Annotated in this window: 12 protein-coding genes; 4 read left to right on the top strand and 8 right to left on the bottom strand. The window is 61.2% G+C overall.

Annotation, left to right across the window (positions count from 1 at the left end; translation table 11 throughout):
* Nucleotides 1-215: 215 nt before the first annotated feature.
* From FRZ61_RS00665 to FRZ61_RS00645, 4 genes are all read left to right on the top strand, one after another.
* Nucleotides 216-1,034, top strand: a complete 819-nt coding sequence (locus FRZ61_RS00665) for a hypothetical protein (RefSeq protein WP_151114473.1) — start codon at nucleotides 216-218, stop codon at nucleotides 1,032-1,034.
* A gap of 75 nt (nucleotides 1,035-1,109) precedes the next feature.
* A complete protein-coding gene (locus FRZ61_RS00660) occupies nucleotides 1,110-1,637 on the top strand; it encodes a hypothetical protein (protein ID WP_151114472.1) in 528 nt (175 codons plus the stop codon).
* A 1,175-nt stretch (nucleotides 1,638-2,812) separates the two neighbouring features.
* Nucleotides 2,813-3,295 carry a thermonuclease family protein gene (locus FRZ61_RS00650; protein ID WP_225309040.1) on the top strand — a complete coding sequence of 161 codons (483 nt, stop codon included), beginning with the start codon at nucleotides 2,813-2,815 and terminating at the stop codon, nucleotides 3,293-3,295.
* An 811-nt stretch (nucleotides 3,296-4,106) separates the two neighbouring features.
* Complete coding sequence (locus tag FRZ61_RS00645) at nucleotides 4,107-5,000, top strand: LysR substrate-binding domain-containing protein (protein ID WP_151114471.1); 894 nt, start codon at nucleotides 4,107-4,109, stop codon at nucleotides 4,998-5,000.
* A 31-nt stretch (nucleotides 5,001-5,031) separates the two neighbouring features.
* Here FRZ61_RS00645 and FRZ61_RS00640 read toward each other — a convergent pair whose 3' ends face one another.
* The 8 genes from FRZ61_RS00640 to FRZ61_RS00605 all read right to left on the bottom strand — a co-directional run bounded on the left by FRZ61_RS00640 (nucleotide 5,032) and on the right by FRZ61_RS00605 (nucleotide 13,099).
* Nucleotides 5,032-6,399: a phenylacetate--CoA ligase family protein gene (locus FRZ61_RS00640; RefSeq protein WP_225309039.1), complete on the bottom strand. Its 1,368-nt coding sequence runs from the start codon at nucleotides 6,397-6,399 to the stop codon at nucleotides 5,032-5,034.
* A 4-nt stretch (nucleotides 6,400-6,403) separates the two neighbouring features.
* Nucleotides 6,404-7,171 carry an enoyl-CoA hydratase/isomerase family protein gene (locus FRZ61_RS00635; RefSeq protein WP_151114470.1) on the bottom strand — a complete coding sequence of 256 codons (768 nt, stop codon included), beginning with the start codon at nucleotides 7,169-7,171 and terminating at the stop codon, nucleotides 6,404-6,406.
* Between the two features lie 34 nt (nucleotides 7,172-7,205).
* On the bottom strand, nucleotides 7,206-8,375 hold the full coding sequence (locus tag FRZ61_RS00630; RefSeq protein ID WP_151114469.1) for an acyl-CoA dehydrogenase family protein: 1,170 nt from the start codon (nucleotides 8,373-8,375) through the stop codon (nucleotides 7,206-7,208).
* A gap of 13 nt (nucleotides 8,376-8,388) precedes the next feature.
* Nucleotides 8,389-9,129, bottom strand: coding sequence for an SDR family NAD(P)-dependent oxidoreductase (locus FRZ61_RS00625; protein WP_225309038.1), 741 nt, complete (start codon nucleotides 9,127-9,129; stop codon nucleotides 8,389-8,391).
* 28 nt (nucleotides 9,130-9,157) lie between these two features.
* Nucleotides 9,158-10,006 carry an amidohydrolase family protein gene (locus FRZ61_RS00620; protein ID WP_151114467.1) on the bottom strand — a complete coding sequence of 283 codons (849 nt, stop codon included), beginning with the start codon at nucleotides 10,004-10,006 and terminating at the stop codon, nucleotides 9,158-9,160.
* A 51-nt stretch (nucleotides 10,007-10,057) separates the two neighbouring features.
* Nucleotides 10,058-11,398: a phenylacetate--CoA ligase family protein gene (locus FRZ61_RS00615; protein ID WP_151114466.1), complete on the bottom strand. Its 1,341-nt coding sequence runs from the start codon at nucleotides 11,396-11,398 to the stop codon at nucleotides 10,058-10,060.
* Nucleotides 11,399-11,502: 104 nt separating this feature from the next.
* Nucleotides 11,503-12,258: an ABC transporter ATP-binding protein gene (locus FRZ61_RS00610; RefSeq protein WP_151114465.1), complete on the bottom strand. Its 756-nt coding sequence runs from the start codon at nucleotides 12,256-12,258 to the stop codon at nucleotides 11,503-11,505.
* Complete coding sequence (locus tag FRZ61_RS00605; protein WP_151114464.1) at nucleotides 12,248-13,099, bottom strand: amidohydrolase family protein; 852 nt, start codon at nucleotides 13,097-13,099, stop codon at nucleotides 12,248-12,250. The genes FRZ61_RS00610 and FRZ61_RS00605 overlap by 11 nt, the downstream gene beginning before the upstream one ends.
* Nucleotides 13,100-13,122 lie beyond the last annotated feature (23 nt).

The raw sequence follows: 13,122 nt of genomic DNA, 5'->3' as shown, positions 1-13,122 counted from the left end.
ACTACGCCCCATCGTCCTCCGTCACGGCCTGCGGGTCTGGTCCGATTCCCGCAGATCCCCTCCTTATTAAGCGCGCCTGGCCACTCAAGCTCCAGACGACTGAGCGCCGGTAGAATCGGCGCGTTTCCGAGGCGATGAGGTCCTGTGTGGCAGTCCGAGGATAGTATAGACTAAAGGTGCTCAAGTTCTCTAGCCCACACGCTACGGTAGCGCCAGTGTACCGGATCCGCCTAACCAGCCTACTCCTGGTCGAGGAGCGCCTCCTCGAGGCCAAATATTTTGCCCGCCGTCTTGCGAAGCAGCGCGACAGGGACAGGTTCGGCTATGAGCTGAACGCGTTCTTGGCCGCCGCGCGCAGCGTAACATTCCTGCTGCAGAAGGAAATGGCAAGGGTCCCGGACTTTGCCGAGTGGTGGGACAGCCAGCGGCGCCTCCTTTCAGCCGATCCCGCGGCTGCCTTCTTTCTGGGTCTGCGGAACTTTTCGCAGAAGGAGGGACGAATCTCTCTCGTCGGGAGTTTGCTTGGTCGCGGACGGTGGTCATACCGCTTCGCGGGCAACGCTGAACGCGTCCCGCCCGCCTTGATGAACCGCGATGTCGCTAACTGCTGCCACGAGCATGTGGCAAAGCTCGCAAGGATCGTGCTCGCCTGTGCGGAGGCATTCCCGTACCAGACGTGTCTGGGGAGGGCGCTTACGCCAATAGGGATGGAGGCGCTGCAGCTGTCTCTGGAGGATCTGGAGGAGACGCTTGGCTTGCCCCGGGGATGCACCGAGGTCGGCGATCCTCTGAACCCTGAGCGACGCATCATGGTGTTGCGCGAGCATGTGGACGGCGTAGACTTTGCCGCGCTGAAGCGCTTGGCGGACTGGAAAGTGAAACCAATGCCTCCGCCAGATTCGGCCTCGTCCGTTTTGTCCGAACAGCTTCTGACCGCGCTGGTGAGACAGCTCGAAGAACCCGGCCGGCGCGTCGCGACTTCCGACCCGACCACGGAACTCCTCCTCGGCGGCGTTCCCGAGGACGGCTTCTAGGATGCATAACATCGCCGCCAGCTCGTTCCGCGCCGGCCAGCAAGCCGAGACCTGTCTGACCGCGGAGGATTTCCCGTGACGGTTAAGGCCCGCGAAGTTCTCGATGACTGCCGTGTGGCGCTGTCGCTGCTGGAAGAGGAAACAGACATCCAGCGATGGCGCATTCACTGGGCCGCAGCCGTTGCCCTGATCAGGGCTGTCGGCCACGTCCTCGACAAAGTGGACGGTGGGGACCAAATCATCAAGCAGGCCGCCGACGCCGCGTTCAAGCAGTGGAAAAGCGCGGACCCGAAGCACGAGATCTTCCGCGAGTTCATCGAGCGCGAGCGCAACAATCTGCTTAAGGAATATCGCAGCGACGTTCACCCCCTCGCAGAGGTCGCCCTTGCGGTGGAATTCACTGCCCAGCCGGTGGATGGCGGCCCTCCCGTGAGGTTCGCTCACGTCGGGAAGATTGGCGAGAACATCTACCGGCCGCTTCTCGACGGGACGTGGGAAGGCGATGATGCTCGCGACGTCCTCAGCGAGGCCATCGCATGGTGGGAACGCGAGCTTGCCGCGATCGAGCAGGAAGTGGCGCGCCGGCAGTCGGCGCAAGGTTAGGGCAAGACAGGGCTGAAGCGCTTCTTCCTGCCTGCCCGGCAACATTGATCAGCTTGCTTCCGACAGCGTCGCGTACCGCGTCCCGGCGATCATGCGGTGGTGAGTGCACTGTCCCGCCCCGACTCACACACGCAGCCGGCGCGCGGCGAGAGCCGTGCGCACTGCTAAGGTCGCCACGCTTCACTCGTTCAAATGCAGCCTTTCTCTGCCGAGGGCGAAAGCCAGAGGTCGTCGCACCGTGATCTCGGAATCGGTTCCAAGTATATGGTGTGAAGAGGTCGAGCCAATAGTTCAAGGAATCCCCCGGATGACTGCGCTGTCGGTTACGAACGGCGGGGTTCTTGCCCAAGCGCTGCTGTGGCTGTAGCGTCCATACTATGATTAAAGCGGGCGGCAGGAAATGCCCGTTGAAGTTGTTGCCATCTTGGTTAAAGGCGGCGATGCGAGCCATGTTGGCAGGCGCAGCGTTCTCCTACGGAGCCGCCAGTTTGGAATAGTGCAATGCGAAAGCCGGAATAGCCGCTCTGGGCAGCGGTAGCAATCCGAAGGGTTGAATCCTATTGCTTTTTCTCCCATTGCCTGTGTCATAGCTTTATCGTCAATGATGGATCTCGGGGAGTTTCAAGAGGTCCGGGCCGACAGCATACGGTTAAGCGGGGGAATGCAATGAAACGCGTATTCTTTGTTCTTGTCACTACAGTCGCGCTTTGGGCTGCGCTACGTCGGCAGGCTACGAAAAGGTGCTCAACAGTTGGATGAACAGCACTGAGCAAGATCTAGTCGCCCAATGGGGTCCGCCAGATCAGGTCTACGAAAGTGGCGGACAGAAATATCTGACCTACCATCGATCGAGCCAGGCCTACTTGCCCGGGGTCGAGCCGACATATCAGACGACCTATTACGGAACATATGCGACGACCACGCCAATTGGTGGATCCCCGCCGCAGACCATCAATCTCAACTGTAAGACGACGTTTACTATCACAAATGGGAAAATCACGTCCTGGCGCTATGAGGGCAACAATTGCGCTGCCTGAGTCCAGTTGATGCGAGCTGCCTCTCGCGGTTCTGGGACTAGCCCAGCCGAATTTACACCCTGGCGAGTGGCCGAACGGAGCAAGCCGTCACCTGCGATCGGCACCCATGACATGTGGCTCGAGGATCGCCGGAAGCAGTTGAGCCAGCAGGTCATGTGGTCGAACCAAGTGTGCGTGCTCATCATCGCCTTTCTGCTGGTTGCCGTGCCAGCGCAGTCCGCTGATCTGCAAGGCCGCCCCTCCGTCATCGACGGCGATACGATCGAAATACACGGAACTCGTGTCAGACTCTTCGGCATCGACGCGCCGGAGAGCCGGCAGTTGTGCAGGGACGCGCAAGGGAAAGACTATCGCTGCAGTCAAAAGGCCGCGCTCGCCCTGGCCGATCATGTCGGCTCGAGCCCTGTTTCCTGCCAGCCGAGGGACACCGACCGTTACGGCCGGACGGTCACGGTCTGCTATCTCGGCTCCGAGGATCTGAATGCCTGGATGGTCGCCCAAGGCTGGGCGGTAGCGTATCGGCAATACTCGACAGACTATGTGCCCCAGGAGGAAGCAGCTCACGCTGCGAAGCTCGGCATCTGGATCGGGACGTTCTTGGCCCGGTCTTCCTTCTCCTGACGCAGGCTTCGAGCCTGGATCAATGGTCTCTCCGGTCAAATCGGCCCATACGCAGCCCGACAATCCGCGTTCGTCTCGCCTACAGCGCGCAGACGAGATCGCCAATCAATAGATCGCGGAGTACCCGTTCCCAGCATTGATGGTGCGCCAGTTTTCCGAACAAATCTGGGCACCCCATAGGTGCCGATGGGGCGACATGTGCGTCAAGGCTTGAGGCCATGACGATTGTCTGGATTGCCGCGAGCCTTACCGACGATCACCGCTGAATTCCGGTTGGCTAAGCCGGGCGATGGACGAAAGCTTCGGATTTTTTAGGCTCGAAGGGGAACTCTGGTGGATCGGCGACGCGCAAGCAGCTGCGTCAGCTTGAAACTGCCGCGCCGCCCAAACCTCCAACGCCGAAATACAAGCCATTCGACCGGCGGGCGGCGCATCTGAAGCATTGCTATCCCCTATCACGCGACGATCCAGGTCGCGCCGTCACCACGGATCACGCCCCCGAGAACCTTGAGCCGGAGCCGCGGCGCCCGTCGCGCCGCTTGTCGCGACCCGTCGGGCGGTCAAGGGAACTTGCCAAATTGTCAGAGGACAATTTCATGGGATGATCGGCGCGCAAGGGCACGAACCGATGAGCTCCATCACCGTGGTGTCATCGTCGCTCCGGAAGCCGTCGCCTCCGCAGCTTCTAAAACGCGCATACCCCCCTGCTAAACCGCATCGATAACACGCAGCCTCAATGGGTTATGGTATGCTCGTTGCGTGGGGTCTAGTATAAGTTTCTTTCGCCGTATGCTGGGATTGCCGCTCGCTGATGAAACGTCAATTGCCGCCACTGAACGCGCTGCGAAGTTTCGAGGCCGCAGCCCGCAACCTGAGCTTTACGAAGGCCGCTGAGGAGCTCTGCGTCACTCAGGCTGCCGTAAGCCATCAGATGAGGCTTCTCTCGGATTTCCTGCATGTGAGCTTGTTTCGCCGCGTTCCGTCGGGCTTCGAGCTGACGGATCAGGGGAAAGAGCTGTACGAGGTGACGCGCCGCTCCCTCGACAGCATTTCGGCCGTGGCCGAGAGGTTGATGAAATCGGGGCAGGAGCAGGAGAACACGCTGGTGATTCGCGTGACACCCTTCTTCTCGCACTACCGTCTTGCTCCCAAGATCGCGAGTTTCCTTGCTCGATGCCCCGATATCACCCCGCACACCGTGATCGGCAGGGAGCCGATCAACGGCGACCTAGGACGCTATGACATCATTATCAGCCACGATGAGGGAGACTGGCCGGACATCCAGGCCTACCCGGTCTTGATTGAAACGATGGTGCCGATCTGCAGCCCGCAGATCAGCAAGTCGCTGGGACGCCCCGTCGAGCCGAGCGACATCAGCCAGATGGTGTTGATCCGCGATGTCTACAACGACAAATGGGGAACGTGGCTGTCAGCAGCTGGTCTGGGATCGGTGGTACCGCGCCGGATGATCGTAACCGATGACCCGCATTTTGCGGTTGAGACAGCCCTTCGAGGCGAGGGAATCTTCTTAGATGCGCCAATCTTCGTCCAGCAACACTTGGATTCCGGGGCACTCATGCTGCCATTCGGCGATCGCTACCCGGTCCCGATCCGCTATATGCTGCGCCACTCCTCCAAGGCAGCCAAAAAGCGCAAAATTCGCCTGTTTCGAGACTGGGCGCTCCATCACCTAGCGACGAACTAACGGGACATCACCGGGTTGGCGGCGGGAATCTCTAGCTCCGCACGATGCGTTTCGTCTTGCCCTCCGTCCGCTCGATGGTGTTCGGCTCCAAGAGCCGAACCAGCGCGCTTGCTCCTGTCTCGGCCTTGATTGTCTTCTCAACCGAATCGGAGAGCGACGCACTGGCCGTAATGCCGGGCGCGAGCTCGACCTCGATCGGAATCTTGTCATAGGGCGGCGCTCCACTCAGAACGATTCTGAATTGCCCGCTCAATTCTCTGTAGCGGTTGATGACGCCGCTGACCGTACTGGGAAACACGTTCACGCCCCGGACCACGATCATGTCGTCCGAGCGGCCCAGAATGCGAAATCTAAACGCTGTCCGGCCGCAAGCGCAGCGATCCGTTCCGGTGATCAAGATGATGTCATTGGTTCGGAAACGCACGAGGGGCTGGCATTCTCGGTCGAGGCTGGTCAGCACCAGTTCGCCGGTGGTTCCGTCGGCCAATGCAATCGGCTGCTCCGTCTCCGGATTGATCAGCTCGGGGTAGACAAAAGCCAGCGCGGTGAAGTGCATATCGTCGGAGCACGCGCATTGGCCTGCAAAGACCGTCAGGATGTCGGAAATGCCATAGATGTTACGCGCGGCGAAGCCCCAAGTGTCTTCGATGCGGGCCCTGAACTCCGGGTTTTCTAGGCCCGGCTCGCCCGTCAGCAGACCCAGCCGCAGACCGAGATCGCGCGGCTTGACGCGGGGGAACTTCTCTCGGAGAACCTGCTCCAAGACGGCGGGGTATGAAACCGTGCAGTTGATCCCGTCGAGCTTCAGATCGAGCGCCGTTCGCACGAATAGCTCGGTACCCCCCACGCCGAACGGGATCACCGTCGCGCCGGTGGCTTCGAGCGCTGCGTGATCCGTATATCCTCCCATCCAGAGGCGATAGTTGAGACAGTGCGCCACCATCAGGCCCGGATGGAGTCCGGCCGCACTGTTCGAAGTTCCGCCGGCCTCCGCGAAAACGGCGGCGTCATGCTTCGACAAGGCTATATTGATGGGTTTTCCGGTCGTCCCTGACGTGCGATGCAGCCGCGTGATCTGGGTGCGCTTCGCGGCGAGGTAGTTGCCAAAAGGGGGGTGCTTCTCTTGGCTCTCCCGCAGCTGCGTTTTGGTTGTCAAAGGGAAGGACGGCAACTCCTCGAGCTTCGCGGGGAGAGCCTTCCCAGCATAGAACGCCGAGCGCTCGCCGACATAGGCGCTTTGGCGCCCCCACAGTTTCTGCTGGAGGCGCCCGACTTCATCCGAAGAACCAAATGCAGTGTTGTTCATCGTCAGGGTCACAGCGTGACTATTGATCTGCGACGCGATCCAGGCCGGTTGACACCCGCTTTCGCCCGCATGCTGCGTCTTTCGTCCAGGCAAGCCTTCATGGCCGCTCCTTGTCGGCGAACTTGCTGGTGCCCTGGCTGATCGCCTCCGAAGCCAGCGCCGTCATATCCGCCAGATACTCCATGTGGAGCCCGGCCGCCGCGGATGCGCCGCGTCCGAACACCAACAACTGTTTTGCCATGGCGACGGTTTTGCCGTGCGTCTTGCTCGCAAAATCGGTGAGGAACTGCGTGGCGGCATCGTGGGCGCCACCCTCGGCGACAACCTCGTGGACCAGCCCCCAATTCAGAGCGGTTGGCGCGTCGATCGTCCGGCCGAAAACGATCATGCTCGACGCCCGGCTCCGCCCCACCAGGCTTGGCAGCCTGGTCGTGCCTCCCCAGGTGGGCAGAGCGCCGAGCAAGACCTCGGGCAGGCCCAGGGTTGCGCCATTCCCAGCGATCCGGTAGTCGCACGCCATGGCCATCTCGAGGCCACCGCCGAGGCAGTATCCCTCGATCGCGGCGACCGATGGGCAGGGATGCTGCTGGATCGCATCGGCCACGCGCTGGCCAAGCGCGGTATGGGCCAGCCGCTCGTCGATAGACTGCTCCGCGAGCTCCTTGACGTCCGAACCCGAGCTGAAGGCCTTGAGCCCGGCACCGCGGAGAATGATCCCCCGCACCTCGCCTTTGCGCGCGTCATCGAGCGCAGCCATGAGCGCAAGCAATGTGGCGTCGTTCAGAGCGTTGCGGCGGCGCTCACGGTTGATGGTGAGTGCCAGGATCTGGCCCACTCTCTCGATCAGCAACCCCTGCTCCGACATGTCGACCTCTTTCCCTTGCACGATGCAGGCACGCTCAGAGCTTGAACTCGTCGAAGGGCAAGTCCCATTTGGCGAGGTTCCTGCCAATCACCATCTTTTGGATTTCGTTAGTGCCATCGAAGATCTGGAACGCCTTCACATCGCGCATGATCCGTTCGACCGGATATTTGCGCGACAGTCCGTTGCCGCCCAGGACCTGAACCGCCTGCGTCGCGACCCGCATCGCCATGTCGGAGGTCACCAGCTTGCTCATCGCGGCATAGGTGCTGGCTTCGTGCGACCGCCCCCTCTCCAGAAGCTCGATCGCTTCCCGGAAGATCGCGCGCCCCGCGGCGATGTCGCTCGCCGCTTCCGCCAGGAGGAAGGCGAGCCCTTGATGCTCGATGATAGGCTTGCCGAATTGACGGCGTTCCTTGGCATAGGCAACAGCTTGGCCAAACGCCGCAATCGCACCGCCAATAGCCAGCGCCGAGCAATTGAGCCTGGCTTCGTCGAGAGTGGCCATTGCGAGCTTGAAGCCCTCGCCTTCGCCGCCGAGGCGATAAGCTGCGGGCACACGAACCTCGTCGAAGATCAGCTCACTGGTCGGGCTCCCGCGGAGGCCCATGAGCTCTTCATCCTGGCCGACTTCAAAGCCCCTCAACCCTTTCGGCACGACGAATGCGCTGACGCCCTTGTGACCGGCCTGCGGATCGGTCTTGGCGAAGACCGTGCAGACATCGGCGACCGAGCCGTTGGTGCACCACATCTTGCGGCCGCTGATGACATAATCATCGCCATCGCGCACCGCCCGGGTCGTTATCGCCGCCGCATCGGAGCCCCCGCCGGGTTCGCTGAGGGCAAAGGCGGGAATGATGGCTCCCGATGCGATATCCGGCAGGAACTTCCGTTTGGCCGCTTCGGTGCCGCCGAGGACGATCGGCGTCACCGCATCGCCGCAGTTCGACACATTCAGCGCGAAGGTCAGGCTTGCCCGCGACAGGCACTCGCACACCAGCAACGGGGTGACGAGGTCCGGACCAATCCCGCCATACTCCTCCGGGACCCACAGGCCGAAAAGCCCCAGCCGTCCGGCCTCCCCGTAGAGGTCACGAGGGAAGGCATTGCTCCGATCGATCTCGGCGGCGCGTGGCGCGACTTTCTCGCGCGCCAGCCGCTCGACATGCTTCAGGATCTCGGCACGGGTAGCCGGGTCGATCGCCATCGGGCGCTCCCGTTTAGAGCATTGTCAGGCCGCCGCTCACGCTCAGCGTCTGGCCGGTGATGTAGTCGGAATCGGGCGAGCAGAAGAAACTGACAGCGGCCGCCATATCGTCCGGCTTTCCCGGCCGCCGGAACGGAATGAGACGCAGCATCCGCTTCACGAGCTCCGGATCCTCCTCCATCTCGGCCTTCAGAAGAGGCGTCTCTGTCGGGCCGGGAGCTATCGCATTGACGTTGATGTTGTAGCGGGCGTTCTCCCGGGCGATCGACTTACCGAAGGCGATGACGCCCGCCTTCATCGCCGCATACACGGCCTCGCCGCTGGTGCCGATCCGGCCTGCATCCGACGAGATATTGACGATCTTGCCTTTGAGGCGCTCGATCATGCCCGGCAGCACCGCGTGCGTTGCGTAGAGGATCGATTCCATGTTGATCGCGATGATTTTCCGCCAGTAGGCCGAGTCCTCCTGGATGAAGCGGGTCGTGCCGACCCAGCCGATGCAGTTGACCAGTGCATGGGTAGGACCCAGCGTCCGCTCGATCCGCGCGACGGTCTCACGAACCGCCTTCTCGTCAGTCATGTCGCAAGTGAACCCGACGGTTCCATCGCCCACCTCGGTGACCACGGTCCGCAGCGCCGATTCATTGATGTCCACGGCGGCTACTTTGAAGCCATCGGCCACGAGCCGGGCGACAATCGCCTGTCCCATCCCACCGGCCGCCCCGGTCACGATCGCCACCTGATTGTCTGCCATTTCCATTCTCCTCAAAAACGATAGGTGCTCAGGCGAAGCCGAAGACACGTGCCGCGTTGTCACGAATGAGCTTGGCCTCTGCCTGTGGCTTGAGGCCTAGGGCGCGGATCTGTTCCAGCGACTCCTTATGGTCGATCAGGGGATAGTCCGTCCCCCACATGACCTTGTCCTGGCCGCGTGAGTTGATGAATTTCACGAGCTCCGGCGACCAGTATTTCGGTGCGTACGCCGACGTGCCGATGAAGACGTTCGGATGCTTCCAGGCGAGCGCAATCGCCTCCTCGACCCAGGGCCAGCCTGTATGCGCGCAGACGATCGCCAGGTTCGGGAAATACAGCGCGATCTTGTCGAGGTGATAGGGCCGGCCGTGTTCGACCGGCATGAAGTCAAGGGTGTGTCCCATGGATATCACCACGGTCGCGCCAAGCTCTTCGCATTTGGCGTAGTACGGAAAGTAGTAAGCGTGATCGGGCGGCAGGCCGAAGCCGTGAGGATGAAGGTGCAGTCCCTTGAACCCGTGGTCCTTGATCAAGCGCTCCAGCTCACGAACGCCCGCGACGCCTTTCATGGGATTGATGCCCGCGAGGCCGAACAGACGGTCCGGGTAGAGCTTGGTGACCGCGATCACCTCATCTGCGGTGGTGTGCTCGAGCGGCCGTTGGTTGTGGTAGGACCAGGTCAGGATGGCACAGATGAGGAGCTTGTCGACGCCGATCTCATCCATCCGCGCCATAAAATCCGCCGGCGCATACCCCTTGAGCGTTCTCGCGCGGCCGACCTGGGCAAAGCGGCTGAGCTCCTCCTCATTGTGCAGGTAATTCTTCTCGATGTTTTCCGGGGTAAAATGCCCCGAAAGCGAGTCGATCGCCCCAACCATGCGCCTTGCCCCGATAGAAGCCCTGGATCAGTGTCGTCCGAATTGCCTTACTCAGCGATCCCGTTGGTCGAGCCAGCGCCGCGCCTTGTACTCGCTGCGCGGCAGGTCGGCCACCAGCTCGACGTCGAAGTGGATGCCCGTCTTCTTGTGAATGTCCTTCTTCAGCCGGGCGACGAAGTCGTCGTAGCCGGCGGCCGGCAATCCAGCCTTCGGCATGACCTTGATTGCAGCGATATCGGCGTTGGTCTTCGACGTCGTCAGCAGGATCTGGTATTCATCCACCTCGCCAAAGCTGTACATGAGGTCGTCCACCGCCTGCGGATAGATGTTGACCCCCTTCACTTTCTTCACGTCGTCCGTCCGGCCGATTGTGCCGATCTCGACGCCGCCGAAGGGTCGGCCGCATGCGCAATAGCTCGCCTTGCGGAACACGCCGCCATCGCGAATGCGGCAGCGGACCACCGGGTTGTCGAAGTGATAGAGGCTTGTGACGACAATCTCGCCGAACTCCCCATCCTTCACCGGTTTTCCCGATTGCGGGTCGATCACCTCGAGCAGTACGAAAGGATCGAGGCTGTGCAGCATCCCGGGCCGACCGGCGACGCCGATACCGTGCTCACAGGTGAACATGAAGTCGGTACGAAGCTGGGTGCAGCCGAATCGGTCGGCGACCTTTGCCTGCCACTGGTTCTCAAGGCGCGAGAAGTAGGAGTATCCGGCGCCTTCAAGCCCCGTCAGCAGGACCTTGATGCTCGGGCATGGCGGGGAACGATCGGCGACCGCCGCGAGGTGCGAGAAATAGGAGGTGCTGCCGTAGAGTGCCTTGGGGCGGAACCGGTTCAGCAATTCGAGCTTCCTGTTGGCGTCGTAATTGCCCACCGGATAGACATTCAGGCCGAAACCGATGGCGCCCTGGTATTCAATCCGACCGCCGCCGAGCATGGTGATCGGCAAGGTGAGGAATGTTTGATCGCCCGGCTCCAACCCCGCCCAGTGGAAGAGAAAGCCGTAAAGGCGCTCCATCGCACGCAGCTCGGTCGCCGTCTGAGCATGGACCTCGACACCCTGGCCGCTGGTTCCGCTTGTCGTGTAGATATCCGAACGCTCTTTGAGAGAGAGTCCGTGGGCTAGGCGCTTACCGAACGGAGGATTCGCGAGCGCATCCTCGACAAAGTCCTTTTTTTCGACCGTCGGGATGCGTTCGCTGAAGTCAGCGAGCGATTTAATCTTGCTGAGATCCGCCCCGGCTTCTTGCCACTTGGCGCGATAGAATTCGTTCGTCGACCAGGTCTTCTGCAGGATCTCCAGCAGCGTCTTGAGTTGATAGGCAGCGATCGTATCGCTGTCCGCCAACTCAAACTTGGGATCCAAAATGCGCTTTTCGACGGTCATTGCTAGATTCTCTCTGTTCAGCGCTCAGCGAACGCTAGTTACTCTGCGAGTGCAGGGCCAATGAATATCTTCCGGTCTTCACAACAAATTTTCATGGCGCTGCCTCATCCCCCACCGAGATAAAGACGCCGAATCTCGGGGTCGTCGCGGAGTTGTTTGCCCGGCCCTTCCAGCTGCTTTTCGCCGGTTGCGAGGACGTAGGCGCGATCACAGACAGAGAGCGCGATATACGCATTCTGCTCCACCAGTAGAATGCTGGTTCCGCGATCTCGAATGCTCAGGATGTGCTCGAATACGACGTCGACGAACTTCGGCGAGAGGCCCGCCGAGGGCTCATCGAGAAGAAGCAGCGAAGGACTGGTCATCAGCGACCGGCCCATGGCGAGCATCTGCCGCTGGCCGCCCGATAGATTCCCGGCGGGCAGGCGACGGCGGTCTGCAAGCGCCGGGAATAGCGAGTAAATGAACTCGAAGTGCTCTTGCAGATCTCCGGCGACGGAATAGCCGCCCATCCTCAAATTCTCTTCGATCGTCAGGCTTGGGAAGACGTTGTCGGTCTGCGGCGTAAAACCGAGGCCAAGGCGCACGTTCTTCTCCGGTGGATTTCCGGTGATGTCCGTGCCGCCGAAGCGGATGGATCCGGCGTAGATAGAGACGAGCCCGAATATCGACTTGAGGAGTGTCGACTTTCCCGAGCCGTTTGGTCCGATGATGGTGACCAGCTCGCCCGGCTGCACCGACATCGACACGCCGCGCACGATTTCGACGCCCGTATAGCCAGCGGCCAGTGCCTCGACGACCAAGTCCTTTGCGGCCGCTGTTGAAGCTTGCTGAGCGGCCGCCAGCCCTTTAGCGGTCATACGGGAAGACCTTCTCCGCGTTCTTCCAGAGAAGCTTTTCTTTGGCCCCCTCGCGAAGCCCGAGCTCTTCCACCTGCTTCAGAGCTTCGGGATGCTTGATCAGCGGGAAGTCCGACCCCCAGAGCACTTTGTCTTGGCCCCACGAGTTGATGAACTTGACCATCTCCGGCTTCCAATATTTCGGCGCGTAGGCGGAGGTGCCGAGATAGACGTTGGGATGCTTCGAGGCGATCGCGATCGCCTCCTCGACCCACGGCCATCCGGTGTGCGTGCAGACGATCGTCAGCTCGGGAAAATAGAGCGCGATGCGATCGAGGCGCGCTGGCCGCCCGTTGTCGATGGGCATGAAATCGAGGGTGTGGCCCATCGAAAAGACAGCGGGGACGCCCAGCTCCACGCATTTGGCGTAATATGGGAAGTAGAATGCATGTTCTGGCCCCAGGTCGAAGCCATGTGGGTGAACGTGAATGCCGACGAAGCTGTATTCTTTGACGCTCTTCTCGAGACGCCGGACCCCTGCCAGCCCCTCGAAGGGATTCACGCCGTAGAGGCCGTACACGCGCCCGGGTAGCTGCCGTGCGACCTCGTGGACCTCTTCCGGCGTGACATGAAGCATGGGCTTCTGGCGCCGGAAGCTCCAGCCGTAGAAAGCGGCGACGTGTACTTTGCCGAGGCCGGCGTTGTCTGCGTAGGCGAGGAATTCCTTGGGCGTGTAGCCCTTCAGATCGCGAAGCCGCCCGACATTGTCGAATACCTTGGATTCCTCCTCGTCCTCAAGAAAGTGCTTCCGCAAGGAGTCAGGGGTGAAAAGATGCCCGAGAATGTCGATGGGTCGGCCCATGGTAGTCGCTCCACTGTTGACTG

This window comes from Hypericibacter adhaerens (assembly GCF_008728835.1).
Taxonomy (GTDB): Bacteria; Pseudomonadota; Alphaproteobacteria; order Dongiales; family Dongiaceae; genus Hypericibacter; species Hypericibacter adhaerens.
This window is presented reverse-complemented; position numbering and strand designations above follow the sequence as displayed.

Coding starts and splice junctions, on each gene's coding strand:
- FRZ61_RS00645 (WP_151114471.1), top strand. CDS start 4,107: ATGAAACGTCAATTGCCGCCACTGAACGCGCTGCGAAGTTTCGAGGCC.
- FRZ61_RS00635 (WP_151114470.1), bottom strand. CDS start 7,171: ATGTCGGAGCAGGGGTTGCTGATCGAGAGAGTGGGCCAGATCCTGGCA.
- FRZ61_RS00630 (WP_151114469.1), bottom strand. CDS start 8,375: ATGGCGATCGACCCGGCTACCCGTGCCGAGATCCTGAAGCATGTCGAG.
- FRZ61_RS00625 (WP_225309038.1), bottom strand. CDS start 9,129: ATGGCAGACAATCAGGTGGCGATCGTGACCGGGGCGGCCGGTGGGATG.
- FRZ61_RS00620 (WP_151114467.1), bottom strand. CDS start 10,006: ATGGTTGGGGCGATCGACTCGCTTTCGGGGCATTTTACCCCGGAAAAC.
- FRZ61_RS00615 (WP_151114466.1), bottom strand. CDS start 11,398: ATGACCGTCGAAAAGCGCATTTTGGATCCCAAGTTTGAGTTGGCGGAC.
- FRZ61_RS00610 (WP_151114465.1), bottom strand. CDS start 12,258: ATGACCGCTAAAGGGCTGGCGGCCGCTCAGCAAGCTTCAACAGCGGCC.
- FRZ61_RS00605 (WP_151114464.1), bottom strand. CDS start 13,099: ATGGGCCGACCCATCGACATTCTCGGGCATCTTTTCACCCCTGACTCC.